The sequence below is a fragment of the Mycobacterium sp. 1482292.6 genome, assembly GCF_001672995.1.
Classification (GTDB): Bacteria; Actinomycetota; Actinomycetes; order Mycobacteriales; family Mycobacteriaceae; genus Mycobacterium; species Mycobacterium europaeum_A.
The window spans coordinates 1-26301 of record NZ_LZKV01000232.1; the positions used below are offsets into that span (position 1 = coordinate 1).

22 protein-coding genes, 1 tRNA gene and 1 pseudogene are annotated in these 26301 nt (G+C 68.8%); 15 read left to right on the forward strand and 9 right to left on the reverse strand.

The annotated features are described in order from the left end of the window. The 10 genes and pseudogenes from A5624_RS27735 to A5624_RS23365 all read left to right on the forward strand — a co-directional run. Positions 1–79: pseudogene (locus A5624_RS27735) on the forward strand (type VII secretion protein EsxI); the annotation flags it as partial. 304 nt (positions 80–383) lie between these two features. After that, complete coding sequence (locus A5624_RS23325; protein ID WP_066871728.1) at positions 384–1157, forward strand: response regulator transcription factor; 774 nt, start codon at positions 384–386, stop codon at positions 1155–1157. Continuing rightward, entirely contained in the window at positions 1154–2686 is a 1533-nt protein-coding gene (locus A5624_RS23330; RefSeq protein WP_066871731.1) for a cell wall metabolism sensor histidine kinase WalK, read from the forward strand. Before A5624_RS23325 ends, A5624_RS23330 begins: the two co-directional genes overlap by 4 nt. Before the next feature lie 209 nt (positions 2687–2895). Further along, positions 2896–2979 carry a potassium ABC transporter ATPase gene (locus A5624_RS23335; protein ID WP_112631949.1) on the forward strand — a complete coding sequence of 28 codons (84 nt, stop codon included), beginning with the start codon at positions 2896–2898 and terminating at the stop codon, positions 2977–2979. After that, positions 2976–3065: a potassium-transporting ATPase subunit F gene (locus tag A5624_RS23340; RefSeq protein ID WP_066871739.1), complete on the forward strand. Its 90-nt coding sequence runs from the start codon at positions 2976–2978 to the stop codon at positions 3063–3065. The genes A5624_RS23335 and A5624_RS23340 overlap by 4 nt, the downstream gene beginning before the upstream one ends. After that, positions 3066–4736 (forward strand): potassium-transporting ATPase subunit KdpA, encoded by a 1671-nt coding sequence (gene kdpA, locus A5624_RS23345; protein ID WP_066871742.1) that lies wholly within the window; start codon positions 3066–3068, stop codon positions 4734–4736. Then, the gene (kdpB, locus tag A5624_RS23350; RefSeq protein WP_066871744.1) at positions 4736–6889 is read left to right on the forward strand and encodes a potassium-transporting ATPase subunit KdpB; all 2154 of its coding nucleotides are present in this window, start codon (positions 4736–4738) and stop codon (positions 6887–6889) included. The genes kdpA and kdpB overlap by 1 nt, the downstream gene beginning before the upstream one ends. 1 nt (position 6890) lies before the next feature. Then, on the forward strand, positions 6891–7814 hold the full coding sequence (locus tag A5624_RS23355; protein WP_066871746.1) for a potassium-transporting ATPase subunit C: 924 nt from the start codon (positions 6891–6893) through the stop codon (positions 7812–7814). Positions 7815–7826: 12 nt separating this feature from the next. Next, the gene (locus tag A5624_RS23360; protein ID WP_066871749.1) at positions 7827–10403 is read left to right on the forward strand and encodes a sensor histidine kinase KdpD; all 2577 of its coding nucleotides are present in this window, start codon (positions 7827–7829) and stop codon (positions 10401–10403) included. After that, positions 10400–11080, forward strand: coding sequence for a response regulator (locus tag A5624_RS23365; protein ID WP_066871752.1), 681 nt, complete (start codon positions 10400–10402; stop codon positions 11078–11080). The genes A5624_RS23360 and A5624_RS23365 overlap by 4 nt, the downstream gene beginning before the upstream one ends. A 36-nt stretch (positions 11081–11116) precedes the next feature. On the opposite strand, the gene A5624_RS23370 is transcribed toward A5624_RS23365, so the two are convergent. From A5624_RS23370 to mfd, 8 genes are all read right to left on the reverse strand, one after another. Next, complete coding sequence (locus A5624_RS23370; protein WP_066871755.1) at positions 11117–11464, reverse strand: hypothetical protein; 348 nt, start codon at positions 11462–11464, stop codon at positions 11117–11119. Positions 11465–11565: 101 nt separating this feature from the next. Next, a complete protein-coding gene (locus tag A5624_RS23375; RefSeq protein WP_066871758.1) occupies positions 11566–12513 on the reverse strand; it encodes a Ppx/GppA phosphatase family protein in 948 nt (315 codons plus the stop codon). Then, positions 12507–12995 (reverse strand): DUF501 domain-containing protein, encoded by a 489-nt coding sequence (locus A5624_RS23380; RefSeq protein ID WP_066871761.1) that lies wholly within the window; start codon positions 12993–12995, stop codon positions 12507–12509. The genes A5624_RS23375 and A5624_RS23380 overlap by 7 nt, the downstream gene beginning before the upstream one ends. Continuing rightward, positions 12988–13701 (reverse strand): septum formation initiator family protein, encoded by a 714-nt coding sequence (locus tag A5624_RS23385; RefSeq protein ID WP_066871764.1) that lies wholly within the window; start codon positions 13699–13701, stop codon positions 12988–12990. The genes A5624_RS23380 and A5624_RS23385 overlap by 8 nt, the downstream gene beginning before the upstream one ends. Before the next feature lie 20 nt (positions 13702–13721). Beyond that, positions 13722–15011 (reverse strand): phosphopyruvate hydratase, encoded by a 1290-nt coding sequence (eno, locus tag A5624_RS23390; protein ID WP_066871767.1) that lies wholly within the window; start codon positions 15009–15011, stop codon positions 13722–13724. Between the two features lie 56 nt (positions 15012–15067). Next, a complete protein-coding gene (locus tag A5624_RS23395; RefSeq protein ID WP_156748818.1) occupies positions 15068–15796 on the reverse strand; it encodes a lytic transglycosylase domain-containing protein in 729 nt (242 codons plus the stop codon). A 319-nt stretch (positions 15797–16115) separates the two neighbouring features. Next, the gene (locus A5624_RS23400; protein WP_066871773.1) at positions 16116–17147 is read right to left on the reverse strand and encodes a nucleoside triphosphate pyrophosphohydrolase; all 1032 of its coding nucleotides are present in this window, start codon (positions 17145–17147) and stop codon (positions 16116–16118) included. Then, the gene (mfd, locus tag A5624_RS23405) at positions 17144–20794 is read right to left on the reverse strand and encodes a transcription-repair coupling factor (protein WP_197497913.1); all 3651 of its coding nucleotides are present in this window, start codon (positions 20792–20794) and stop codon (positions 17144–17146) included. The genes A5624_RS23400 and mfd overlap by 4 nt, the downstream gene beginning before the upstream one ends. Before the next feature lie 130 nt (positions 20795–20924). Here mfd and lysA point away from each other — a divergent pair, with 130 nt between their 5' ends. Beyond that, complete coding sequence (lysA, locus tag A5624_RS23410) at positions 20925–22265, forward strand: diaminopimelate decarboxylase (RefSeq protein ID WP_066871779.1); 1341 nt, start codon at positions 20925–20927, stop codon at positions 22263–22265. A gap of 13 nt (positions 22266–22278) precedes the next feature. Here lysA and A5624_RS23415 read toward each other — a convergent pair whose 3' ends face one another. Then, positions 22279–22872, reverse strand: a complete 594-nt coding sequence (locus A5624_RS23415) for a TetR/AcrR family transcriptional regulator (RefSeq protein ID WP_133259221.1) — start codon at positions 22870–22872, stop codon at positions 22279–22281. A 232-nt stretch (positions 22873–23104) separates the two neighbouring features. Here A5624_RS23415 and A5624_RS23420 point away from each other — a divergent pair. The 4 genes from A5624_RS23420 to arsC all read left to right on the forward strand — a co-directional run bounded on the left by A5624_RS23420 (position 23105) and on the right by arsC (position 26288). Then, a tRNA-Gln gene (locus tag A5624_RS23420) sits at positions 23105–23176 on the forward strand. 198 nt (positions 23177–23374) lie between these two features. Beyond that, positions 23375–24859, forward strand: a complete 1485-nt coding sequence (glmU, locus tag A5624_RS23425) for a bifunctional UDP-N-acetylglucosamine diphosphorylase/glucosamine-1-phosphate N-acetyltransferase GlmU (RefSeq protein WP_066871784.1) — start codon at positions 23375–23377, stop codon at positions 24857–24859. A 103-nt stretch (positions 24860–24962) separates the two neighbouring features. Further along, positions 24963–25943, forward strand: a complete 981-nt coding sequence (locus tag A5624_RS23430; RefSeq protein WP_064878996.1) for a ribose-phosphate diphosphokinase — start codon at positions 24963–24965, stop codon at positions 25941–25943. Then, complete coding sequence (arsC, locus tag A5624_RS23435; protein WP_066871787.1) at positions 25944–26288, forward strand: arsenate reductase (glutaredoxin); 345 nt, start codon at positions 25944–25946, stop codon at positions 26286–26288. Positions 26289–26301 lie beyond the last annotated feature (13 nt).

Consider the following 26301-nt stretch of genomic DNA (forward strand, 5'->3'; position numbering starts at 1 on the left):
CTCCCACGGACAGAAGGTCCAGTCCGCGGGCAGCAACATGGCCAGCACCGACAGCGCCGTTGGGTCCAGCTGGGCCTGACACCTTCTCTCGACGCCGGGGCCGCGCACCGATCTGGTGTGCGGCCCCGGTTTCGTATGCGGGTAGCCCAATCCACCTGTGCCGCAACGGCACTGGATGGACTCGGCGATGCGGCCGCCGAGGAATCCGGAATCGGCAAGGGCCGCAACCCGATCCGGCGCGGCTCGGCGCGGCGCGGAGCCGGGTTCGCACCGCATCGGGGCGGGAGAACGGCCTCCCACCGTGGCCGAGGAGGGTTTGCCACATTTGAGAACTCTATGAACTCCGTGACAATCCTGTATGTGCCTTGCCACAATGTAGGAACATGACCGTGATGTCGGAATACTCCAGTTCGCAGCGCCCACGCCAAGCCATCCTGGGCCAGCTGCCCAGGATTTCCCGCGCCGACGGATCCCCCATCAGGGTTTTGCTGGTCGACGACGAGCCGGCGCTGACCAACCTGGTGAAGATGGCGCTGCACTACGAGGGCTGGGTGGTCGACATCGCCCACAACGGGCGCGAGGCCATGGCCAAGTTCGACCGGGTCAGCCCCGACGTCCTCGTCCTCGACATCATGCTTCCCGATGTCGACGGGTTGCGGATCCTGGAACGCGTCCGCCAGTCCGACGCCTACACCCCCACCCTCTTCCTCACCGCGCGGGACTCGGTGATGGACCGGGTCACCGGTCTGACCGCGGGCGCCGACGACTACATGACCAAGCCGTTCAGCCTCGAGGAACTGGTCGCCCGGCTGCGCGGGCTGCTTCGCCGGTCCGGCCAGCAACCCACGCCGACCGCCGAAACCCTCAAGGTCGGTGACCTCAAGGTCGACAGCGCCAGCCGGGAGGTCACCCGCGCCGGCGACAAGATATCGCTGTCCTCCACCGAGTTCGAACTGCTGCGTTTCCTCATGCGCAATCCCCGCCGCGCGCTGAGCCGCACCGAGATCCTGGACCGCGTCTGGAATTACGACTTCGCCGGGCGCACCAGCATCGTCGATCTCTACATCTCCTACCTGCGAAAAAAGATCGACTCCGGGCGCGAACCGATGATTCATACCGTCCGCGGGGTGGGGTACATGCTGCGGCCGGCGGAATGACCCGAGACCGGGGCACCGCCTCCGGGGCCTATTCCCGGTGGTTTCCCCACTCGCTGCGCCGCCAGTTGTTGCTCGGTGTGCTGGCCGTGGTCAGCGTGGTGCTGGTGACGGTCGGCATCGTCTCGGTGCTGAGCCTGCGCGGCTATGTCAACATCATGAGCGATGCCGACGTCGCCGAGTCCCTGGACGCGTTCAGCCATCAGTACACGAAATACCAGAACGGCGAACACGTTTCGTCGCATCCCGGCACCCCGCCGATCGCCCAGGCGATGCTGGAGTTCACCGGGCAGACGCCGGGCAACCTCATCGCCGTGCTGCACAACGGCACCGTGATCGGGTCGGCGGTGTTCTCCGAAGACGAACCGAGGCCCGCGCCGCCCGACGTCGTCCAAGATCTGCAAGCGCAATCGTGGGGCGATGGACCGCCGCGCACCGAGATCCTCGGCAGGCTCGGGCCGCATCGCGTCGACAGCACCGTCGTCGGGTCCGACGTCCTCGTCGTCGGGGTGTCGCAGAACCTCGCCGACCGCATCATCGCGCGCAAACAACTCACTACCACGGTGCTCACCGCGACCGCGTTGGTGATCACCGCCGGGCTCACCGTGTGGGTGGTGGGCTACACGCTGCGCCCGCTGCGCCGGCTGGCGGCGATCGCCGCCGATGTCGCCGCCATGCCGCTCACCGGCGACGACCACCGGATCAGCGTCCGCGTCCCCCCGCAGGACACCAACCCGCAGAACGAGGTCGGGATCGTCGGGCACACGTTGAATCGCTTGTTGGACAATGTCGATAGCGCGCTGGCGCACCGGGTCGAGTCCGATCTGCGGATGCGCCAGTTCATCACCGACGCCAGCCACGAATTGCGCACACCGCTGGCCGCCATTCAGGGCTATGCCGAACTCACCCGCCAGGACAGTTCGGCGCTGCCGCCCACCACGGAATACGCGTTGGCCCGCATCGAGTCCGAGGCACGGCGGATGGCCTTGCTCGTCGACGAATTGCTCCTGCTGTCCCGGCTGGGCGAAGGCCAAGACCTGCAATCCGAAGACGTCGACCTGGCCGAGGTGGTCAGCAATGCGGTCAACGACGCGCGGGTCGCCGCGTTGACGCACCACTGGGTGAAGGAACTGCCCGACGAGCCGGTGTGGGTGCGCGGCGATCACGCCCGGTTGCATCAGCTGGTCAGCAACCTGCTCAGCAACGCCCGCGTGCACACCCCGCCCGGGGTGACGGTGACGACCGGAATCACCTGTCGCCGTTACGATCCCGCACCGTTTGCGGAAATAACCGTCACCGACGACGGCCCGGGTATCGACGAGGACCTGCTGCCCAGGTTGTTCGAGCGGTTCGTCCGGGCCGACAAGTCGAGATCCAACGGCTCGGGCAACGGTTTGGGCCTGGCCATCGTCAGTTCGATCGTCAAGGCCCATCATGGTTCGGTCACGGCCGAATCCACCGAGGGCTGCACGGTTTTCCGGGTCCGGCTGCCGTTGGTGGACGATCCGGCCCATCCCGCGTCGAGCCGGTAATTCAGCCGGCCTTACTCGCCCTTTGTCTGCGCATCTACCGGGTCGGCGGGCCGTAAAGAAAACGTAAAGAGCCGCTGCGGCGCTGTTAGGAAAGCGTCAACCCAAAGCCCGTTGCCCGCGTGCCCCAATTAGTTTCGAGCTGACTTGGCCGGCGCGCGGTGGCTGGCTCGTCGAGGTCCTTTCGTATGCAGGCACGGGACGGAGAAATGATGGGCGCGGTGGTGTATGTCGTGCTGACTGTGGCGGTGTTCGCCGCACTCGGCGTGGCCCAGAAGTTGGTCGAGCGGCTGTGAACTACCAAAACGCGGTCGGCCTGGTGCTTTCGATCCTCATCGCGCTCTACCTCGGAGGCGCGCTGCTGTTCCCGGAGCGGTTCTAAGTGAACACGACAACGGCCGGGGTCCTGTTCTTCGTCGTACTCGTGGCGGCGGTGGTGGTGGTGCACGTGCCCTTCGGCGACTACATGTTTCGCGTGTACACGTCGGAAAAAGACCTCCACGTCGAACGGGCGATCTACCGAGTGATCGGCGTCGACGCCCGCTCCGAGCAGACGTGGGGCGCCTACGCGCGCAGCGTGTTGGCGTTCTCGTCGGTCAGCATCCTGTTCCTGTTCGGATTCCAGCTCGTGCAGGACAAGTTGCCGTTGCACCTACACGATCCGGCCACGAAGATGACGCCCTCGCTGGCATGGAACACCGCGGTCAGCTTCGTCAGCAACACCAACTGGCAGGCCTACTCCGGTGAAACCACCCAGGGCCACCTGGTGCAGATGGCCGGCCTGGCGGTGCAGAACTTCGTGTCGGCCGCCGTCGGGATGGCGGTGGCCGTCGCGCTGGTGCGCGGGTTCGCCCGCAGACGCACCGGCGAGCTGGGCAACTTTTGGGTGGACCTGGCCCGCGGAACGCTGCGCATCCTGCTGCCCATCGCCGTCCTCAGCGCGATTCTGCTGGTGGCCGGCGGGGCGATCCAGAACTTCCACCTGCACGACCAGGTGGTCACCACCCTCAACGGCACCCAGCAGACCATCACCGGCGGCCCGGTGGCCAGCCAGGAGGTCATCAAGGAGCTCGGCACCAACGGCGGCGGCTTCTACAACGCGAACTCCGCGCACCCGTTCGAGAACCCGACGGTGTGGACCAACTGGCTGGAAATCTTTTTGATCCTGGTGATCGGCTTCTCGCTGCCGCGCACCTTCGGGCGCATGGTGGGAAACACCAAGCAGGGCTTCGCGATTGCGGCCGTGATGGCGACGCTCTACACCACCAGCACGGCGTTCATGCTGTGGTTCCAGGCGCAACACCACGGCACGGTGCCGACGTCGATCGGCGCGGCGATGGAGGGGGTCGAGCAGCGCTTCGGCGTCACCGATTCCGGGGTGTTCGCCGCCGCGACCACGCTGACCTCCACCGGCGCCGTCGACTCCACCCACGACTCGCTGACCAGCCTCGGCGGCATGATCGCGATGTTCAACATGCAGCTGGGCGAGGTCGCCCCCGGCGGCACCGGGTCGGGCCTGTACGGCATCCTCATGCTGGCGGTGATCACCGTCTTCGTGGCCGGGCTGATGGTCGGGCGCACGCCGGAGTACCTCGGCAAGAAGATCAACCCGCGCGAAATCAAGCTCGCCGCAAGCTATTTCCTGGTCACCCCGTTGATCGTGCTGACCGGCACCGCGATCGCGATGGCGCTGCCCGGCGAACGGGCCGGCATGCTCAACGGCGGGCCGCACGGGCTCTCCGAGGTCCTCTACGCGTTCACCTCGGCGGCCAACAACAACGGGTCGGCCTTCGCGGGCCTGAGCGCCAACACCGACTGGTACAACACGGCGCTCGGCCTGGCGATGGCGTTCGGCCGGTTTCTGCCCATCGTGCTCGTTCTGGCGTTGGCGGGGTCGCTGGCCAGGCAGGGCAGCACACCGGATTCCGCGGGGACCCTGCCCACCCACCGACCCCAATTCGTGGGCATGGTCGCCGGCGTCACGTTGATTGTCGTTGCCCTGACGTTCCTGCCCATGCTCGCGCTCGGGCCTCTCGCCGAAGGAATCCACTGATGACCGCGACCGCGATCCACCCCGCCGAGCAGCAGACCCAGCCGGCGGCGGCCACTGGCAGGAAACGGGTGCAGGGCGGGCTGCTCGACCCCAAGATGCTGTGGACGTCCACCCCGGATGCGCTGCGCAAGCTCGACCCGCGCACCCTGTGGCGCAACCCGGTGATGCTGATCGTCGAAATCGGCGCCGCCTGGAGCACCGCGCTGGCGATCATCGACCCGACGTGGTTCGCCTGGCTGACCGTGATCTGGCTGTGGCTCACGGTGTTGTTCGCCAATCTCGCCGAAGCGGTGGCCGAAGGCCGCGGCAAGGCCCAGGCCGAGACGCTGCGCCGCGCCAAGACTCAGACCTTGGCCCGCCGCCTCAAGGACTGGGCGCCCGGCGCGGCCGCGGTCGAGGAAGCGGTCGCCGCGCCGCAGTTGCAGCAGGGTGACGTCGTGGTGGTCGAGGCGGGACAGGTGATCCCCGGCGACGGCGACGTGGTGGAAGGCATTGCGTCGGTGGACGAATCGGCCATCACCGGCGAATCGGCCCCGGTAATCCGCGAGTCCGGCGGCGACCGGTCGGCGGTCACCGGCGGCACCACCGTGCTCAGCGACCGCATCGTCGTGCGGATCACCCAGAAGCCCGGGGAGAGCTTCATCGACCGGATGATCGCGCTCGTCGAGGGCGCCAACCGGCAGAAGACCCCGAACGAGATCGCGCTGAACATCCTGCTGGCCGCGCTGACGATCATCTTCGTCTTCGCCGTGGCGACCCTGCAGCCGTTGGCGATCTACGCCAAGGTGAACAACCCGGGCGTCCCGGACGGCCAGGCGCTGGGCGCAAGCGGCGTCACCGGCATCGTGATGGTGTCGTTGCTGGTGTGCCTGATCCCGACGACGATCGGTGCGCTGCTGTCGGCCATCGGCATCGCCGGCATGGACCGGCTGGTGCAGCGCAACGTGCTCGCCATGTCCGGGCGGGCGGTGGAGGCCGCCGGCGACGTCAACACCCTACTGCTGGACAAGACGGGCACCATCACGCTGGGCAACCGGCAGGCCGCGGCCTTCATCCCGCTCGACGGTGTCTCTGCCGAGCAGCTGGCCGACGCCGCGCAGCTGTCCAGCCTGGCCGACGAAACACCCGAGGGCCGTTCGGTTGTCGTGTTCGCCAAGCAGCACTTCGGGCTGCGTGCGCGCACACCGGGTGAGCTGTCCCAGGCCCAATGGGTGACGTTCTCGGCCACCACCCGGATGTCGGGCGTCGACCTCGAAGGTCACCTGTTGCGCAAGGGCGCGGCGAGCTCGGTCGCGGAATGGGTACGCGCCCAAGGGGGCAAGGTCCCCCCACAGCTTGGTCAGGTCGTCGACGGCATCTCCGCCGGGGGCGGCACACCGCTGGTCGTCGGGGAAAGTCGGGGCGGCGAGGCGAGAGTGCTCGGGGTCATCCACCTCAAGGACGTCGTCAAGCAGGGCATGCGCGAGCGGTTCGACGAGATGCGCAAGATGGGCATCCGGACGGTGATGATCACCGGCGATAACCCGTTGACTGCCAAGGCAATCGCCGACGAAGCGGGTGTGGACGACTTCCTGGCCGAGGCCACGCCCGAGGACAAGCTCGACCTGATCAAGCGCGAGCAGGAGGGCGGCAAGCTGGTCGCGATGACGGGCGACGGCACCAACGACGCACCCGCGCTGGCTCAAGCCGACGTGGGGGTGGCGATGAACACCGGCACGTCGGCCGCCAAAGAGGCCGGCAACATGGTGGACCTGGACTCCGATCCCACCAAACTCATCGAGATCGTCGAGATCGGCAAGCAGCTGCTGATCACCCGGGGCGCGCTGACCACCTTCTCGATCGCCAACGACATCGCGAAGTACTTCGCGATCATCCCGGCGATGTTCGTCGCACTGTTTCCCGGCCTGGATCTGCTCAACGTGATGCGGCTGCACAGCCCGCAATCGGCCATCCTGTCCGCGGTCATCTTCAACGCGATCATCATCGTGCTGCTGATCCCACTGTCGCTGCGGGGCGTGCGGTACACGCCGAGCAGCGCGTCAAAGTTGTTGAGCCGCAACCTCTATGTCTATGGCCTCGGCGGCATCGTCGCCCCGTTCATCGGAATCAAGGCGATCGACCTGATCGTCCAATTCATCCCAGGGATGTCCTGACATGACGTTCTCGAATTTCGTCCGCCTGCACTGGGCGGCACTGCGCACGCTGCTGGTGCTGACCGCGATCACCGGCCTGGCCTATCCCCTGTTCATCTGGGTCATCGCGCAGTTTCCCGGGCTGCGCGACCAGGCCGAAGGGTCGATTCTGACCGCCAACGGAAAGCCGGTGGGCAGCAGACTGATCGGCCAATCGTTCACCGACTCCAGCAGCAACGCGCTGCCGCAGTACTTCCAGAGTCGTCCGTCGGCCGCCGGCGCCGGGTATGACCCGACGTCGTCGGGCGGCAGCAACCTGGGCCCGGAAAGCATCGTCGACACGCCCGCCGACCCGGCGCAACTGGCGGCCGGAAAGTCGGCGTCGGACGCGGGCTTCAAACCGAGCCTGTTGACGACGGTATGCACGCGCAGCGCCGCGGTCGGCAAGCTGGAGGGGGTCGACGGGTCGCGACCGTTCTGCACGGGCGGCGGCGTGGGTGCGGTGCTGTCGGTGATCGGCCCGCGGGACGCGCGCGGCAACGTCATCCGCCCGACCCGGGTGGTCAGCGTCAACGAGCCGTGCGGATCGACAGCCGCCCCGTTCCTCACCGTCTACCAGGGTGTGCGCGTCGAATGCGCCAAGTACGGCGACGACTATTCGATCGGCCAGATCGTGCCGATCCGCGGTGCCGCCCCGGCCGTCCCGGCGGTACCGGCCGATGCGGTGACCGCCAGCGGCAGCGGCCTGGACCCGAACATCTCACCCGCCTACGCCGAGATGCAGGTGGCGCGGGTGGCCAAAGTCCGCCACGTCAGCCCAGATCAGATCCGTGCAGTGGTCGCGCAGAACCGCAGTGGGCGCGGACTCGGGTTCTTCGGTGAACCGTGCGTCAATGTGCTGCAACTTAATCTGCAACTCGACCACCGGTATCCGGTCACGAGTTAGCGGCGAGGGGGGATGATGGTTGACGTGAGTGACGTCGGCCTCCGCGACCACCATCCCAAGCGCGGGGAGCTACGCATCTACCTCGGTGCGGCTCCGGGCGTGGGTAAGACGTACTCGATGCTGGGCGAAGCGCATCGGCGGCTGGAACGCGGCACCGATCTGGTGGCGGGCGTGGTGGAAACCCACGGGCGCTCGAAAACCGCTGAGCTGCTTGAGGGCATCGAGGTGATCCCGCCACGCCATGTCGAATATCGCGGCGGCAGCTTCCCCGAACTCGACGTGCCGGCCGTGTTGGCGCGACACCCCCAGGTCGTACTGGTCGACGAGCTCGCGCACACCAATACGCCGGGCAGCAAGAACCCCAAGCGGTGGCAGGACGTCGAGGAACTGCTCGACGCCGGCATCACCGTGATCTCCACCGTCAACGTCCAGCACCTGGAAAGCCTCAACGACGTCGTCGCGCAGATCACCGGCATCGAGCAGAAGGAGACCATACCGGACTTCATCGTGCGCCAGGCCTCCCAGGTTGAGCTCATCGACATCACGCCGGAGGCGTTGCGGCGCAGGCTGTCTCACGGCAACGTCTACGCGCCCGATCGCATCGATGCCGCGCTGTCGAACTACTTTCGCCGTGGAAACCTCACCGCGCTAAGGGAATTGGCGCTGCTGTGGCTGGCCGACCAGGTCGACACCGCGCTGGCCAAATACCGGGCCGAGAACAAGATCACCGACATGTGGGAGGCCCGCGAACGGGTCGTCGTCGCGGTCACCGGTGGTCCCGAGTCCGAAACGCTGGTACGACGGGCATCCCGGATCGCCTCGAAGTCGACCGCCGAGCTGATGGCGGTGCACGTCATCCGCGGCGACGGGCTGGCCGGGCTATCGGAGTCGCGGATGGCCAAGATCCGGGAACTGGCCAGCAGCCTGGATGCGTCGATGCACACCGTGGTCGGCGACGAGGTGCCCACGGCGCTACTCGAATTCGCCCGCGAGATGAACGCGACACAGCTGGTGATCGGCACCTCCCGGCGGTCGCGCTGGGCCCGGCTGTTCGAGGAGGGCATCGGCCCGCGGATCGTCGAGCTGTCGGGAAAGATCGACGTGCACCTGGTCACCCACGAGGAATCCAAGCGCGGCTTCCGCGCGTCCTCGCTGGCGCCCCGCGAGCGCCGGGTGGCGTCGTGGCTGGCGGCCCTGATCGTACCGTCGGTCATCTGTGCGATCACGGTGACGACGCTGGACCCGTATCTGGACACCGGCGGCGAGAGCGCCCTGTTCTTCGTCGGCGTGCTGCTGGTCGGGCTGTTGGGCGGCATTGCGCCCGCGGTGCTTTCAGCCGTGCTGTCCGGGCTGCTGCTGAATTATTTCCTGATCGCCCCGCGGCACAGCTTCACCATCGCCGAACCCAACAGTGCCATCACCGAATTGGTGCTGCTGCTCATCGCAGTCGCCGTCGCGGTGCTGGTCGACTTCGCCGCCAAACGCACCCGGGAAGCACGGCGCGCCTCGCAGGAGGCCGAGCTGCTGACCCTGTTCGCCGGTTCGGTGCTGCGCGGCGCCGATCTGGAAACGCTGCTCGAGCGAGTTCGTGAGACCTACGCCCAGCGGACCGTCAGCATGTTGCGCGAGCCCGACGACCAAGCGCTCGCTCGCGGCAGGAAGAGTGAGGTGGTGGCGTGTGTGGGCCGCGATCCCTGTGTGACAATCGATTCCGCCGACACCGCGATCGAGGTCGGTGACGACGAGTTCTGGATGCTGCTGGCCGGCAGGAAGCTTTCCGCGCGCGACCGGCGGGTGCTCGGCGCGGTGGCCAGGCAGGCCGCGGGTTTGATCAGGCAACGCGAGCTCGCCGAGGAAGCCAGCCGCACCGAGGCGATCGTGCGGGCCGACGAACTGCGCCGTTCCCTGCTGTCGGCGGTCAGCCACGACCTGCGGACACCCCTGGCGGCGGCCAAGGTCGCGGTCTCGAGCCTGCGCGCCGAAGACGTCGCCTTCTCCCCCACCGACACCGCCGAATTGCTGGCCACCATCGAGGAGTCGATCGACCAGCTGACCGCGCTGGTCGGAAACCTGCTTGACTCATCGCGTTTGGCCGCCGGGGTGATCCACCCGGACCTGCGCGTCGTGTATTTGGAGGAGACCGTGCAGCGGGCCCTGGTCAGCATCGGGGCTGGCGCCACCGGTTTCTTCCGGTCCGCGATCGACCGGGTCAAGGTCGACGTCGCCGATGCGATGGTGATGGCCGATGCGGGGCTGCTGGAACGGGTGCTGGCCAATCTGATCGACAACGCGCTGCGCTATGCGCCCAACTGTGTGGTGCGGGTCAACGCCGGACGGGTGGGCGATCGCGTCCTGATCAACGTCATCGACGAAGGCCCCGGAATCCCGCACGGGGCCGAGGAGCAGATCTTCGCAGCGTTTCAGCGGCTCGGCGATCACGACAACACCACCGGCGTGGGCCTGGGGATGTCGGTGGCGCGGGGCTTCGTCGAAGCGATGGGCGGGACGATTACGGCCACCGACACCCCGGGAGGCGGGCTGACGGTGATCGTGGATTTGGCTGCGCCGCAACAGATTGGCGCACTGTGACTCGCGTTCTGGTGATCGACGACGAGCCGCAGATCCTGCGCGCACTGCGCATCAACCTGTCGGTGCGGGGTTATGAGGTGATCACCGCGTCCAGCGGCGCCGGCGCATTGCGGGCCGCCGCCGAACACAAGCCCGACGTGGTGATCCTCGACCTCGGCCTGCCCGACATCTCCGGGATCGACGTGCTGGCCGGTCTGCGCGGCTGGCTCACCGCGCCGGTCATCGTGTTGTCGGCGCGTACCGATTCGTCGGACAAGGTCGAGGCGCTGGACGCCGGGGCCGATGACTACGTCACGAAACCCTTTGGCATGGACGAGTTCCTGGCGCGGCTGCGCGCGGCGGTCCGGCGCAACGCCGCGGCCTCCGAACTCGAACAACCGGTCATCGAGACCGAATCGTTCACCGTCGACCTGGCCGCCAAGAAGGTCACCAAGCACGGCAGCGAGGTTCACCTCACCCCAACCGAGTGGGGGATGCTCGAAGTCCTCGTCCGCAACCGCGGCAAGTTGGTCGGCCGCGAGGAGCTTCTCAAGGAGGTGTGGGGTCCGGCGTATGCCACCGAAACCCATTACCTGCGCGTGTATCTCGCGCAGCTGCGCCGCAAACTCGAGGATGACCCCTCGCATCCCAAGCACCTGCTGACCGAGTCCGGCATGGGGTATCGATTCGAGGTGTGAGACTTGCGCGCCTGTCCCGCGGCCGGCTGGGCCGAATCACACCAGCCACTCGGGCCTCCGCGCGGGTAGGTCAGTTAATTGCCCACCTTTCAGCGACAACTCGGCCGCCGCCTCGCGTAACGCCAACACGCGCTGATGGATCCGATGTTCGGTGCCGCGCGGCATGTACCCGGGCCCATACCGGCCCTGCCCGAGGCGCCGCACCCGGCCACGTCCGATCTCCCAGCGCAGCGCATCCGAGATCGCCTTCGATGGGCGGCCCCGAACGCAAAACCCATGCCAGTCAAGCGCTTCGGTCAGCTCGGTGATGGTGGCCGGTCCATGTACCGCCAGCTGCATCGCCAGCACGTAGCGCAGCTCGATCCCTTTGAGTGAATAGCCCATCCCCGGACGGTCGCACACGGGTACGACACCGACCGAGTTGTCGCTACGAGGCGGGCAAAAGATATGTCCACTGTTGTAGAGGCCGGTGTGGCGGATGTGACCTACCCGGCGATGGACAACACGATGCCGTCCAGGATGTCGTGCTCGCTGACGGTCAGCTCGTCGATGCCCGCCCGGGCGCGCAACTCGCGGGCCAACTCCTCGACCACGATGGCGCCCCCGGCGATCACATCGGCGCGCCCCGCATGCATCGGCGGCAGCGCCGCGCGCTCGGCCCGCGTCATGGCGATCAGCCGTTCGCACACCGCCAGCAGATCGTCACCGGCGACGCGCGAAAGATGAATGACCGCAGAGTCATACGTCGTCAGGTTGTGGGCAAGCGCGGACAGGGTGGTCATCGTCCCGGCCAGCCCGACCCAGGTCTTCGCCCCCTCGACGGGCACCACACCGAGGGCCACCTCGAGCCGCTCGCGCACCACCCGGCGCGCCGCCGCGACTTCCTCGGGCGTCGGGGGGTCCGAATGCAGGCAGCGTTCGGTCAGCCGCACGCAGCCGATGTCGGCCGAGTAGCTGGCCGTCACCGCATCGCCGCCGGTGACGATCTCGGTGGAGCCGCCACCCAGGTCGACGACGACGAAAGGCCCCGCCGCAGCGTCCAACTCGCCGACGGCGCCCCGAAACGACAGCGAGGCCTCCTCGGCGCCGGTGATCACCTCCGCCACCGCCCCGGGGCCGACCGCGCCCAGCACGTCGGCGGTCATCGCGAAGAACGCGTCGCGGTTGGCGACGTCGCGGGCGGCGGAGGTGGCCACCATCCGCACCCGTTGTGCCCCATGCTGTTTCAGCAACGACGCGTAGTCGGCGAGCGCCGCCTGGGTGCGGGCTATCGCATCGGCCGCGAATTCACCGGTCGCGTCGACACCCTGGCCCAGCCGCACGATGCGCGTCTCCCGGTGCACGTCGCGCAGCCGGCCACCGTCGACGTCGGCGATCAGCAGTCGAATCGAGTTGGTGCCGCAGTCGATTCCGGCGAGCCTGCCGTTCACCATCGGCCGGCCTCCAGGATGCCGGCCATCGCGGGCTCGCCGGCCAGGATCGCCAGCGCCTCGTCGCCGAACGGGTTCACACCAGGCCCCTTGGCCAGCGAATGGGCGATCAGCACGTGCAGACACTTGACCCGGTCGGGCATTCCGCCGCCGGAGAAGGTGGTGCCCAGCGATTCGATCGCGTCCCGCTCGGCCAGATACGACTCGTGGGCGCGCCGGTAGGCGGCCGCCAATTCCGCGTCCTGGCCCAGCCGCTCGGTCATCTCGCGCATCAACCCCGTCGTCTCCAGCCTGCTGGCGGCGGCCGTCAGCGCCGGATGGGTCAGGTAGTACAACGTCGGAAAAGGCGTGCCGTCGGGCAATTTCGGTGCCGTCTTCACCACCCCGGGCTCACCATTCGGGCAACGGTAGGCGATTTCGATAACCCCGCGCGGCTCGCGCCCGAGCTGGCGCGCCACCGCTTCCAGGTCGGCACGATCAACCACCGGGACCCGTGGAGTTCGGTGCGGGCACCGGACCGGGCGAGCCCGGTTCGGTCGGAGGCGGCGGGGCCTGCGGCGCAGGCGGATTGGCCGGCCGCAGGTGCGGGGCGTCGGCGATGGTGTGCCACAGCGACGTGTACCAGGGGTCGGTGTTGGCCGGCCTCGCCGACGGGGATCCGGGCTGCGTCGGCTCGCCCGCCGTCGGCGGGAGCTGCACCTGGAACGGGATGTCGCCGGGCTTGACGAAGCCGAGCCGCTCGCGGGCCTGCGCCGCAATGTAGGCCGGGTCACCGAGTTTGGCCTTGCGCTGCTCCAACTCCGCGACCTGACGCCGTAGCGCCGCCTCGGTGGCGGCCAGCTGATTCATCTCGGTGCGCTGGGCGAAGTAGGTGCGCACCGGTCCGGCGATGGTCAACGTCAGCACGCAGATCACCGCGGCCAGCACCGCCGCCCGGCGCGCGGTGAAACCCAGCCGTTGCTCGGAGCGCTGCTCCACCGATTCGGCGGCCTGGCGCACGATGGGCTCGACGACATGTTCTTGCTGCGTTCGCGCCGTGGCGCGGCCGGCCTGGTTCGCGGTGGGCGACGTCCGCGACGACGGCTTGGAGGACGGCTTGGCCGAGCGACGGCGCCGACCCGTATCCCCGGCCTTCCCCGGGCGTGAGGCCGGGGAGCGCCGTTTGGAGTCGGGCCGTCTCGCGTCAGCCATGTCAACCGTTGCGCGTCAAGCTATTTCGCCTCCACGGCATAACGTGGGAAGGCCAGGTCGCCGGCATAGCGGGCGGCGTCACCGAGCGCCTCCTCGATCCGCAGCAGCTGGTTGTACTTGGCGACGCGCTCGCTGCGGGCCGGTGCGCCGGTCTTGATCTGCCCACTGCCCACGGCCACGGCCAGGTCGGCGATGGTGGTGTCCTCGGTTTCACCGCTGCGGTGGCTCATCATCGTGCGATAGCCGCTGTGGTGGGCGAGCGCGACGGCGTCCAGCGTCTCGGTCAGCGTGCCGATCTGATTCACCTTGACCAGCAAGGCGTTTGCCACGCCCTTGTCGATGCCCTCTTCCAGGCGTTCGGGATTGGTGACGAAGATGTCGTCACCGACCAACTGCACCCGGTCACCGATCGACGCGGTCAGGGTCGCCCACCCGTCCCAATCGTCTTCCGACAGCGGGTCTTCGATGGACACCAACGGATACGAGCCGAGCAGCCCGGCGTAGAAGTCGGCCATCTGCGCGGCGGTGCGGGTGCTGCCCTCGAACTTGTAGCCGGTCCCCTCGGTGAAGAATTCGGTGGCCGCCGCGTCGAGCGCCAGCGCCACGTCGGCGCCGGGTTTGAACCCGACCGACTCGATGGCCCGGCTGATCAGGTCCAGGGCCGCGGTGGTGCCCGCCACGTCGGGGGCGAAACCGCCCTCGTCCCCCAGGCCGGTGCTCAGGCCCTCCTTCTTGAGCACCGACTTCAGCGCGTGATACACCTCCGCACCCCAGCGCAGCGCCTCGGCGAAGCTGGGCGCACCGATCGGCGCCACCATGAACTCCTGGATGTCGACGGCGGTGTCGGCGTGCGCGCCCCCGTTGAGGATGTTCATCATCGGCACCGGCAGGATGTGCGCGTTCGGGCCGCCGAGATAGCGGAACAGCGGCAGCTCGGCGGAATCGGCGGCGGCCTTGGCCACGGCCAGCGAGACGCCCAGGATCGCGTTGCCGCCCAGCCGCGACTTGTCGGGCGTGCCGTCCAGATCCAGCAGCGCCTGGTCCACCAACCGCTGATCGTCGGCGTTCAGGCCGATCACCGCCGGGCCGATCTCGTCGAGCACGGCCTGCACCGCCTTCTGCACGCCCTTGCCGCCGTACCGCTCGCCGCCGTCGCGCAGCTCGACGGCCTCGTGTTCGCCCGTCGACGCGCCGGAGGGCACCGCGGCGCGGGCGAACGTTCCGTCGATCAGGGCAATCTCGACCTCGACTGTCGGGTTACCGCGGGAATCGAGGATCTCGCGGGCCCCGACCTGCTCGATAATCGGCACTGAGTTCTCCTTGCGTCGTAGCCGGTGCGTGCTTCGCCGGTCAGCGATACATCCTGCTACAACGGGTGACCTTTCGCGTAGGCGGTGGCCCAATCGCGGACCGCCCGGGCGTACACCCCGGAGTTGTTGTAGGCCCGCAGCGCGGTGATCCAGCCGCGCGGCGTGGCGAGATCCTTTCCGCGCCAACACAGGTAACCGGCCGCGGCGAGGGCCGCGTCGTCGATGTTGTCCGGGCTGACGCGCCCGTCGTTGTGAGCGTCGACACCATAGAGCCGCCACGTCTCCGGGATGAACTGCATCGGCCCCATGGCGCGCGTCACACCGTCGTCGTCGGTGACGGCCTCCTCGGTGTCGACGATGCGCAGCGTGCCGCCGCTGCCGTCGAGCCGGACACCCCGAATCGGGGGGCTCACATCGCCGTTCGGGGCCAGCCGCGCGCCGCGGTAGGTGCCGTGGTGGCTCTCGACCTGGCCGATGCCGGCCAGCGTGGTCCACGCGATGTGGCATTTCGGGTTCTCGACTTCGGCGACCCGCGCCGCGTAGGCGTAGGCCTCGAGCGCGATCACCGGGATCTCGAGTGCCGCCGACCGCTGCGCCGCCCAGTCCCGCAACTGATCCGCGGGCCGGCCGCTGGCGTGGGTGTCCACGGCGGGCACCGGATCCCCGGCCGGTGGCGGCACGCCGTCAGGGATGAACAGGCTGAGCTGCCAGGTACAGCTGGAGGCCAGAACGATCGCGGTCGCGCCGATCACGGCGGCCGCGCGCATCCAACGCCTCGGCGACACCATGCTTTCCTGAGCTCCCCTAAACTCGCCTGCCCCAACTTCCGCCACACCATCGTCCCATGCGTCCGGGACCTACCCGGTCGCCTCGGGCCCCGGCACACCGACTCGCCGCCGGTTTCAGCTAACCCTCGGCAAGCCGTTGGCCGCTTCGGCCAGCGCGGTCAGACCGACGCCAACCACGGGGATTCGCACCCTCATCGGCGATGTTACCCAGCCAGGACGGCCAAATCGGGCAAACATTCCGTCGGTCGCTCTCTTTCACGGCCGAAAGCGCGAATTAGTGGGCGACGGCGCCTCGGTAAGGGCGGCGGCGGCCCGGTCAGGCGTCGTCGGCCGCGGCGTCGGCGCCGGACTCCTCGGCGGCCGCGTCGGCCTGGCCGTCGGTCCCCGGCGCCGCATCGTCGACCACCGGTACCGCGGTCGGCCAGTGCTCGCGCCACTCCTGCTCGGAGATCTCACCGAGCGGGGCCACGTCGAACGCTGAAGGAACACCGGCGCCGCGGCGCGCCGCCGCGATCGTCCGCTCGACTCCGCGGACCGTCTCCACGAAGTCCAGAACGGCGGTCCGCAACGCACTTTCGGCATCGACGTCGGCCGACACCGAGACCGAGGTGATCTCGCCGGGGATCAGGTCGGCGGGAAGGCCCGCTTTGCCGGCGCGGGCGATGACCTTCTGGGCCAGTGCCAAAGCGGGCTGCCCGGTGTGCACATCGTCCATCACCGATTTCCGCGGCTTCTCGGCCGCCTTCCGCGCTTCCCACTGGGCCAACTGCTCTTCGAGCGAGATCGATTGCCCGGCAAGGACTCCCGGAACTCGGTTGCCCAGTTTGCGCATCAGGGCCGCGGCGACATCGTCGATGGTGAAGGCGGAGTGCGGCGCATCCTCGGCGATGCGGGCATGAAAGAGCACCTGCAGCAGCACGTCGCCGAGTTCGTCGCGCAACTGCTCGGCGTTGCCGCTGCCGACGGCGTCCAGCAGCTCGTAGGTCTCCTCCAGCAAGAACCTGCGCAGCGAATCGTGGGTCTGCTCGCTTTCCCACGGCCCGGCGGTGCGCAGTTTGTCCATCATCGCCACCGCGTCGACCAGCCGCTCACCGCGGGGCGTCTCCGGCGCCGAGATCAGCCGTGCGCCGGCCGCCAGCCGGGCGGTGACAGCGGGGTGCTCGGGATCCGACGACAGCAGCACCGGGGCGTCCTCACCGGAATGCACCGGGCGCGCCGCGGGCAGCGACCAGGGAACCGCGACGGGCATCTCTTCGGTGTATTGCACCTCGCCGGTCAGGTGCTCGATGGCCTCGACGGGCACCAGCGAGGGGCGGCGGGGGTCGAACAAGACGACGATGGATGTCATCGCGCTCGTCGCTCCTCACTTCTCGCGGGTTCTGAGCTCGTTATATCAACGTCCGTCTGGGGCTTGCCTTGCAGTGCCGTGACCAGGTTGGCCACCATCTGCACCAGCTCGACATCGCGCAGCCGCGGCGCGCCCACCCCGCCGGCGCGCGGAATCGGAACCGACACCGTGGACGTCGTGGCGCGGTAGTTCGCGGCCGGATACATCCGCTTGAGCCGCACCTGCGCCGAATCCGGCAGAGTCATCGGCGACAGCCGCACCGTGGCCGCCGAGGGCGCGGACACCTCGGTGATGCCGGCGCCGCGGCACAGCAGCCGCAGCCGCGCCACCGCGACCAGCCGCAGGGCCGGTTCGGGCAGCGCCCCGTATCGGTCGACGAGTTCCTCCACGACCGCGTCGATCTCGGCGTCGGAGGCCGCGGCGGCCAGCCGTCGGTAGCCCTCCAGCCGCAGCCGGTCGCTGGCGATGTAGTCCGGCGGCAGGTGCGCGTCGACCGGCAGGTCGATCCGCACGTCCTTGGGTTCCTCGGCGGTGGTGACGGTCTGACCGTCGGCGGCGGCCCGGTAGGCCTCCACCGCCTCGCCGACCAGCCGGACGTACAGGTCGAAGCCGACGCCGGCGACGTGCCCGGACTGCTCGACGCCCAGCACGTTGCCGGCCCCGCGGATTTCGAGGTCCTTCATCGCGACGGCCATGCCCGCGCCCAGCTCGTTGTTCTGCGCGATGGTGGCAAGGCGGTCATACGCCGTCTCGGTCAGCGGCGAATGCGGCGGATACAGGAAGTAGGCGTAGCCGCGCTCGCGGCTGCGGCCGACCCGGCCGCGCAGCTGGTGCAGCTGGGACAGGCCGAAGGTGTCGGCGCGCTCGACGATCAGGGTGTTCGCGTTGGAGATGTCCAGGCCGGTCTCCACGATCGTGGTGCACACCAGGATGTCGTATTCGCGGTTCCAGAACCCCTGCACCGTGCGTTCCAGCCGTTCCTCGGGCATCTGCCCGTGCGCGACGACCACCCGCGCCTCGGGCACCAGCTCGCGGATCCGGGCCGCCGCCCGGTCGATCGAGCTGACCCGGTTGTGCACGTAGAAGACCTGCCCGTCGCGCAGCAATTCGCGCCGCAGGGCCGCCGCGACCTGCTTGTCGTCGTGCGGACCCACATAGGTCAGCACCGGATACCGCTCCTCGGGCGGCGTCAGGATGGTCGACATCTCCCGGATGCCGGCCAGGCTCATCTCCAGCGTCCGCGGAATCGGGGTGGCGCTCATGGTCAGCACGTCGACGTGGGTGCGCAGGCTCTTGATGTGCTCCTTGTGCTCGACGCCGAACCGCTGCTCCTCGTCGACGACCACCAGGCCCAGGTCCTTCCAGCGCACCCCGGTCTGCAACAGCCGATGCGTGCCGATCACTATGTCCACCGATCCGTCGGCCAGGCCCTCGACGACGGCCTTGGACTCCGCCGGGTCGGTGAACCGGGACAGGCCCTTGACCGTGACCGGGAACCCGGTCATCCGGTCGGTGAAGGTCTGCAGATGCTGGTCGGCCAGCAGCGTGGTGGGCACCAGCACCGCGACCTGCTTGCCGTCCTGGACCGCCTTGAACGCCGCCCGCACCGCGATCTCGGTCTTGCCGTAACCGACGTCGCCGCAGATCACCCGGTCCATCGGGACCGGCTTTTCCATGTCGGACTTGACCTCGGTGATCGCGGTGAGCTGGTCGACGGTCTCGGTGTAGCCGAACGCGTCTTCCATCTCGGCCTGCCACGGGGTGTCCGGGCCGAACGCGTGACCCGGGCTGGCCTGCCGCTTGGCGTACAGCGACACCAGCTCGCCGGCGATCTCGCGCACCGCGCGCCGCGCCTTGGTCTTGGTGTTGGTCCAGTCGCTGCCGCCCAGCTTGCTCAGCGCCGGCGCCTGCCCACCGACGTACCGGGACAGCTGGTCCAGCGAATCCATCGGCACATACAGCTTGTCGGACCCGCCGCCCCGCTTGCTCGACGCGTATTCGAGCACCAGGTACTCGCGCCGAGCGCCGCCGACAGTGCGCTCGACCATCTCCACGAACCGGCCGATGCCGTGCTGATCATGCACCACCAGATCACCGGCCGTGAGCGCCAACGGGTCGACGGTGTTACGCCGCTTGGCCGCCAGGCGTTTGCCCTCGACGGCCGTCACCCGGCTGCCGGTCAGGTCGGACTCGGTGATCACCACCAACGTGGCGCCGGGGATGATGACGCCGTCGTGCAGCGGGCCCTTGAGCACACCGACCACGCCGGCCTTGGGGGCGGCGCCCGATTCGAGCATGGCGGCGGGGGTGTCGCACTCGGCCAGCCGTTCCACCACGCGGTGCGCGGTCCCGGCGCCGGGCGCGACGACGACGGCGTAGCCGCCGGTGGAAACGTGCGCACGCAGCATCGCGAAGATGCCGTCGATGTCGTGCTGATGCCCGCGCGCCGACGGCGCCGCCCGGATCTCCAGTTCCACGGCCGACTCGTCGGACAGCTGGCTCAGCGTCCACCACGGATGCCCGGCGCGGCCCGCCGCGGCCCGCACGTCGTCGAGTTCGGCGAATCCCGACCCGCCGAACTGCGCCACGTCGACGGGGGCGTCGGTACCCAACGCGGCCACCGACCACGATGCTTCGAGGAATTCGCTACCGGTCTTGATCAGATCGGCGGCCCGGGTGCGGACCTTCTCGGGGTCGCACACCAAGACCGGTGTGCGCGGGGCCAATTGGTCGGTGAGCAGCACGTGCTCGCCGGGCCGAAGCACCGGCAGCAGCGCCTCCATGCCGTCGACCGAAATGCCCTCGCCGATCTTGGCCAGCATGTCGGTGACGCTGCCGGTGATGGCGGGCTCGGTGGTGCGGTGCCGCGCGGCCAGTTCGGCGGCGCGCCGCCGCACGTCATCGGTCAGCAGCAGTTCCCGGCAGGCGACCGCGATCACGGTGTCGACCTCGATCTCGGGGATCGAGCGCTGATCGGCGACCGAGAACATCCGCATCTCGCTGACCTCGTCACCCCAGAACTCGATGCGCACCGGGTGCTCGGCGGTCGGCGGGAAGACGTCGAGAATGCCGCCGCGGACGGCGAATTCACCGCGCCGGCCCACCATGTCGACCCGGGTGTAGGCCAACTCGGCGAGCCGGGTGATCACGCCCTCGAATTCGACTTCGGCGCCGACGGTCAGCGTGACCGGCTCCACGAGGCCCAGCTGCGGCGTCATCGGCTGCAGCAGCGAACGCACCGCGGTCACCACCACCTGCAGCGGCGGGCCCAGCCGCGCGTCATCGGGATGGGCCAGTCGGCGCAGCACGGTCAAACGGGCGCCGACGGTGTCGACGCCGGGCGAAAGCCGCTCGTGCGGCAGCGTTTCCCAGGACGGGAACACCGCAACGGCGTCGCCGAAGACGCCGCGCAGTTCGGCGGTCAAGTCGTCGGCTTCGCGCCCGGTCGCGGTGACTACCAGCAGAGGGCCCAACCGCGCCAGCGCGCTGGCGACGAATAGCCGTGCGCTGGCTGGACCCACCAGGCTCAACTCGGCCGGCGACGCGGCCGCGCTGTCGATCAGCTGCTGGAAGGTCGGCGCGGTGAGCGCCAATTCAACGAGCCCCGCGATCGGGGTTTCTGGGCGAGCAGCCCCCGGTGCGGTCATGATGAATTCCATTCTAGGGGCCCTGCGCGACAGGGCCGGACGCACCGAACCACGTCAATATTGAGCTCGCCGCCGTCAAGGGATCGTAAGAAAAGCACCACCGGACTACCCGCGGGCGCACGTTGAATTCATGACATTGCTGGACATCCTGCCGTCCCTCGGTCACGCGGCTCCCCCGCGTTTCGATCCCGCGATCTGGCCCGTCACCGCCCACCCCGACGAGGAGGGCAGGCTGTGCGTCGGCGGCGTACCCCTGGCCGACATCGCCGACGAGTTCGGAACCCCGACCTACGTCATCGACGAAAACGACTTCCGGCATCGCGCCCGCCGTTACCGGCGGGCGTTGCGTGGCGTCGAGGTGGTCTACGCCGGAAAGTCGCTGCTGAGTACCGCCGTGGCGCGCTGGGCCCGCGACGAGGGCCTGGGCATCGACGTCTGCTCGGCCGGCGAGCTGGCCGTCGCCCTGGCCGGTGGTTTCGACCCGGCCCGCATCGTCCTGCACGGCAACGCCAAATCGCCCGAGGAGTTGCGTGAAGCGGTGCGCGTCGGCGTGGGGCGCATCGTGCTGGATTCCTGCATGGAGATCGCCTACCTCGCCGGTCTGGCGCGGCGGCGCCAGCCGGTGCTCATCCGGGTAACCCCCGACATCGACATCCACGGACACCGCGCCGTCACCACCGGCGTCAGCGACCAGAAGTTCGGCTTCACCCTCGCCGGCGACCACGCCGCCGAGGCCGTGCAGCGCGTGCTGGCGCATCCCATCCTCGACCTCGTCGGCCTGCACTGCCATATCGGCTCCCAGGTCACCGACCCCGCCCTGTACGGCGAGGCGATCCGCCGCATGATCCCTGCGATGGCCGATATCCGGGCCCGGCACGGCGTCATCCTCACCGAGCTGAACATCGGCGGCGGGCACGCCGTCCCCTACGTCCCCGGCGATCACGAGCTCAACCTCGAACAGCTGGCCGATGTCATCGAGAACGCCCTCGACGACGCCTGTGCCGCCGAGCATTTCCCCCGCCCGCAGGTGGTGGTGGAGCCGGGCAGGGCCATCAGCGGGCGGGCGGGTGTCACGCTGTATCGGGTGTCCTCGATCAAGGCGCAGAACAACGGCCGCACCTTCGTCGCCGTCGACGGCGGCATGAGCGACAACCCGCGGGTGTCGTTGTACGTCGCGCGCTACGAGGTCGCGCTGGCGAACCGGCACCCGCTCGGGCTCAAGCAGCGCGTCACGGTGGCCGGCCGGCACTGCGAGTCGGGCGACGAGATCGCCCGCGACGTCGAGCTTCCCGCAGACCTGCACCCCGGCGACCTGCTGGCCGTGGCCTGCACCGGCGCCTATCACCACAGCATGGCGTCGAACTACAACATGGTCGGGCGCCCGGCGCTGGTGGCGGTCAAGGACGGCCGGGCCCGCGAACTGGTTCGCCGGGAAACGGTGGCCGACCTGCTGGCCCGCGACCGCGGCTAGCCGTGCGGGCCGGCTACTCGTCCTGCAGCCGGGGATCGGCTTCCAGGTGGGTCAGGCCGTTCCACATCAGGTTGACCAGGTGCGCGGCCACCACTTCCTTCTTCGGCTCGCGGGTGTCGAGCCACCACTGCGCCGTCATCGACACCGAGCCGACCAGCGCCTGCGCGTACAACGGCGCCAGCCCGGGGTCCAGGCCGCGGCGGGAGAAGTCGCCGGCCAGGATCGAGCTGACCTGGTTGACGGCGTCATTGAGCAGGCTGGAGTAGGTGCCGGAACTGATCGCGGCCGGCGAGTCGCGGATCATGATCCGGAACCCGTCGGTGCGCTCTTCGACGTAGGTGAGCAGCGCCAGCGCCACCCGCTCGACCCGCACCCGCGACCGGTTGTTGGTCAGCGACGACGTGATGCCGTCCAGCAGCGCCGACATCTCCCGGTCGACGACGACGGCGTAGAGGCCTTCCTTGCCGCCGAAGTGCTCGTAGACGACCGGCTTGGACACGTTCGCGCGCAGCGCGATCTCCTCGATCGAGGTGCCCTCGTACCCGCGCTCGGCGAACAGCGTGCGTGCGATGCCGATCAGCTGTTGGCGGCGCTCGGTGCCGGTCATCCGCGCGCGCGGTGCCCGCACCTCTTTGTCCGGGTCCTTCTGCGTTTGGGGGTCCAGCACGGCCACGTCAATCAGCGTATCGGTCGAAAGCCCGCAAGCGGCCCGCACCGTCGTCGGACTGGGTCTAGATTTGTCCGACTCCGTCTCAGCCCGCAAGCGGCCCGCACCGTCGTCGGACTAAAGTCATCTTGGCGCGAGCGGTCCCAACCCGCCGCTCGCCGTGGGTTAGCGATCCGTCGTGGTGTAATCGGCAGCACCTCTGATTTTGGTTCAGATAGTTCAGGTTCGAGTCCTGGCGACGGAGCTTCGTCCGCATCGAGCGTGGGGCCTAGGCATGAAACGACCACAGTTTCCCTACGCAGGGCCCACACTCGACGGGTTGACCTGAAGAGTCGTTCTACGGCTCGGTTTTTGCCTTCACCGCAGCTGAGGTGACACGCTTGACGGCGTGTCGGCGCTTGACGCGCGCAGCCCGCGCGGACAAACCCAACGAGGAGGGTCGATGTCGTCTCCTGGTGACACCGCGGTCCTGGTGCTAGCGGCCGGGCCCGGCACCCGGATGCGGTCGGACACCCCGAAAGTCCTGCACACCATCGGTGGGCGCAGCATGCTGGCCCACCTGCTGCACGCGATCGCCAAGGTGGCCCCCCAGCACCTGGCCGTCGTGTTGGGCCACGACCACGAGCGCATCGCACCGCTGGTCGCCGACTGGGCCGACGCCCTGGGACGTCCCATCGACGTGGCGCTGCAGGACCGGCCCCGCGGCACCGGCGACGCGGTCCTGTGCGGGCTGTCCGCACTGCCCGCCGACTACGCCGGAGTGCTCGTCGTCACCTCGGGGGACACCCCGCTGCTCGACGCCGACACCCTGGCCGACCTGATCGCCAGCCACAGCGCCGCGCCGGCCGCGGTCACGGTGCTGACCACGACGGTGAGCGACCCGAGCGGCTACGGCCGCATCTTGCGCACGCAGGACAACGAGGTGATGGCGATCGTGGAACACGCCGACGCCACGCCCTCGCAGCGCGAGATACGCGAGGTCAACGCGGGCGTCTACGCCTTCGACACCGCGGCGCTGCGCTCGGCGCTGAACCGGTTGAGCTCCAACAACGCCCAGCAGGAGCTCTACCTGACCGACGTCATCGCCATCCTGCGCGGCGACGGCCTGGCCATCCACGCCCGCCACGTCGACGACAGCGCGCTGGTGGCCGGCGTCAACAACCGCGTCCAGCTCGCCCAGCTGGGCGCCGAGCTCAACCGCCGCATCATCGCGGCCCACCAGATGGCCGGCGTCACCGTCGTCGACCCCGCCACCACCTGGATCGACGTCGACGTCACGATCGGTCGCGACACCGTCGTCCACCCGGGCACGCAGCTGCTGGGCCGCACCCAGGTCGGCGCGCATTGCGTCGTCGGGCCGGACACCACCCTGACCGACGTCAGCGTCGGTGACGGCGCCTCGGTGGTGCGCACCCACGGCACGTCGTCGTCCATCGGGGCAGGCGCGACCGTCGGCCCCTTCACCTACCTGCGGCCGGGCACCGTGCTGGGCGACGACGGCAAGCTCGGGGCGTTCGTCGAGACCAAGAACGCCACCATCGGCACCGGGTCCAAGGTGCCGCACCTGACCTACGTCGGGGACGCCGACATCGGCGAACACAGCAACATCGGCGCGTCCAGCGTGTTCGTCAACTACGACGGCGAATCGAAGCGGCGGACCACCATCGGCTCGCACGTGCGCACCGGCTCGGACACCATGTTCGTGGCGCCGGTGACGGTCGGCGACGGCGCCTACACCGGCGCGGGAACGGTGGTGCGCAACGACGTCCCACCCGGGACCCTGGCGGTCTCCGCCGGTCCGCAGCGCAACATCGAGGGTTGGGTGCGGCGCAAGCGCCCCGGCAGTGCGGCCGCGCAAGCGGCCGAGGCCGCCGAGAAAGCCGCCGGTCAAACCGCCACAGCGGGCCCCGCGCCAGAAGCCGACTAGACACCGTGCATTCGTTCGCTGGCAACCCGGCCACATTTCCGTACGATTCGCCTCGTACGATGGGGCGTTCCATTCCCCACCCCGATATGGCGAGGGCAGTGCGTTGAGCCACGACTGGACCGATAACCGCAAAAATTTGATGCTCTTCTCCGGCCGTGCGCATCCGGAGCTGGCGGAGCAGGTGGCCAAGGAGCTCGACGTCCACGTCACCGCTCAGACGGCGCGCGAGTTCGCCAACGGCGAGATCTTCGTGCGGTTCCACGAATCCGTGCGCGGCTGCGACGCGTTCGTCCTGCAGTCGGCGCCGGATCCGGTCAACAACTGGCTGATGGAACAGCTGATCATGATCGACGCCCTCAAGCGGGGCAGCGCCAAGCGGATCACCGCCGTCATGCCGTTCTACCCGTACGCCCGGCAGGACAAGAAGCACCGGGGTCGCGAGCCGATCTCGGCGCGGCTGGTCGCGGACCTGCTCAAGACCGCGGGCGCGGACCGGATCGTTACCGTCGACCTGCACACCGACCAGATCCAGGGCTTCTTCGACGGACCCGTCGACCACATGCGGGGACAGAATCTGCTGACCGGCTACATCCGCGACAACTACCCCGACGGCAACATGGTGGTCGTCTCGCCCGACTCCGGCCGGGTGCGCATCGCCGAGAAATGGGCCGACGCGCTGGGCGGCGTCCCGCTGGCCTTCATCCACAAGACCCGCGACCCGCGGGTGCCCAATCAGGTGGTGTCCAACCGCGTCGTCGGCGAGGTGGCCGGCCGCACCTGCGTGCTGATCGACGACATGATCGACACCGGTGGCACCATCGCCGGCGCGGTCAAGTTGCTGCGCGACGAGGGCGCCGGTGACGTGATCATCGCGGCCACCCACGGCGTGCTCTCCGATCCGGCCGCCGAGCGGCTGGCCGCCTGCGGCGCCCGGGAAGTGATCGTGACGAACACCCTGCCCATCGGCGAGGAGAAGCGTTTCCCGCAGCTCACGGTGCTGTCGATCGCGCCGCTGCTGGCCAGCACCATCCGCGCCGTCTTCGAAAACGGCTCGGTCACAGGGCTTTTCGACGGAGACGCCTAGATGGCCGACTCTGTCATCTACCACAACCCCAAATGCAGCACCTCCCGCAAGACGCTGGACCTGTTGCGCGACAACGGCATTGAGCCCGCCGTCATCCAATACCTCAAGACCCCGCCGTCGCGTGGCGAGCTGGTGAAGATGATCCGCGACGCCGGCATCGACGTGCGCACCGCGGTGCGCAAGCGGGAATCCCTCTACGACGAGCTCAACCTCGCCGACGCCACCGACGATCAGTTGCTCGACGCCATGGTCGAACACCCCATCCTCATCGAACGCCCCTTCGTCGTCACCCCGAAGGGCACTCGGCTGGCCCGCCCGATCGACGCGGTCCGCGAGATTCTGTGACTCGGCTCGGCCG

What these genes read in the sequence shown, in the direction of transcription:
- A5624_RS23370 (WP_066871755.1), bottom strand. Translation starts at nt 11,464, where the DNA reads ATGGGCTATTCACTCAAAGGGATCGAGCTGCGCTACGTGCTGGCGATG.
- A5624_RS23330 (WP_066871731.1), top strand. Translation starts at nt 1,154, where the DNA reads ATGACCCGAGACCGGGGCACCGCCTCCGGGGCCTATTCCCGGTGGTTT.
- kdpB (WP_066871744.1), top strand. Translation starts at nt 4,736, where the DNA reads ATGACCGCGACCGCGATCCACCCCGCCGAGCAGCAGACCCAGCCGGCG.
- A5624_RS23325 (WP_066871728.1), top strand. Translation starts at nt 384, where the DNA reads ATGACCGTGATGTCGGAATACTCCAGTTCGCAGCGCCCACGCCAAGCC.
- arsC (WP_066871787.1), top strand. Translation starts at nt 25,944, where the DNA reads ATGGCCGACTCTGTCATCTACCACAACCCCAAATGCAGCACCTCCCGC.
- A5624_RS23385 (WP_066871764.1), bottom strand. Translation starts at nt 13,701, where the DNA reads ATGGCTGACGCGAGACGGCCCGACTCCAAACGGCGCTCCCCGGCCTCA.
- A5624_RS23375 (WP_066871758.1), bottom strand. Translation starts at nt 12,513, where the DNA reads ATGGTGAACGGCAGGCTCGCCGGAATCGACTGCGGCACCAACTCGATT.
- A5624_RS23415 (WP_133259221.1), bottom strand. Translation starts at nt 22,872, where the DNA reads ATGACCGGCACCGAGCGCCGCCAACAGCTGATCGGCATCGCACGCACG.
- A5624_RS23400 (WP_066871773.1), bottom strand. Translation starts at nt 17,147, where the DNA reads ATGACATCCATCGTCGTCTTGTTCGACCCCCGCCGCCCCTCGCTGGTG.
- A5624_RS23335 (WP_112631949.1), top strand. Translation starts at nt 2,896, where the DNA reads ATGGGCGCGGTGGTGTATGTCGTGCTGACTGTGGCGGTGTTCGCCGCA.
- mfd (WP_197497913.1), bottom strand. Translation starts at nt 20,794, where the DNA reads ATGACCGCACCGGGGGCTGCTCGCCCAGAAACCCCGATCGCGGGGCTC.
- lysA (WP_066871779.1), top strand. Translation starts at nt 20,925, where the DNA reads ATGACATTGCTGGACATCCTGCCGTCCCTCGGTCACGCGGCTCCCCCG.
- A5624_RS23355 (WP_066871746.1), top strand. Translation starts at nt 6,891, where the DNA reads ATGACGTTCTCGAATTTCGTCCGCCTGCACTGGGCGGCACTGCGCACG.
- A5624_RS23360 (WP_066871749.1), top strand. Translation starts at nt 7,827, where the DNA reads ATGATGGTTGACGTGAGTGACGTCGGCCTCCGCGACCACCATCCCAAG.
- glmU (WP_066871784.1), top strand. Translation starts at nt 23,375, where the DNA reads ATGTCGTCTCCTGGTGACACCGCGGTCCTGGTGCTAGCGGCCGGGCCC.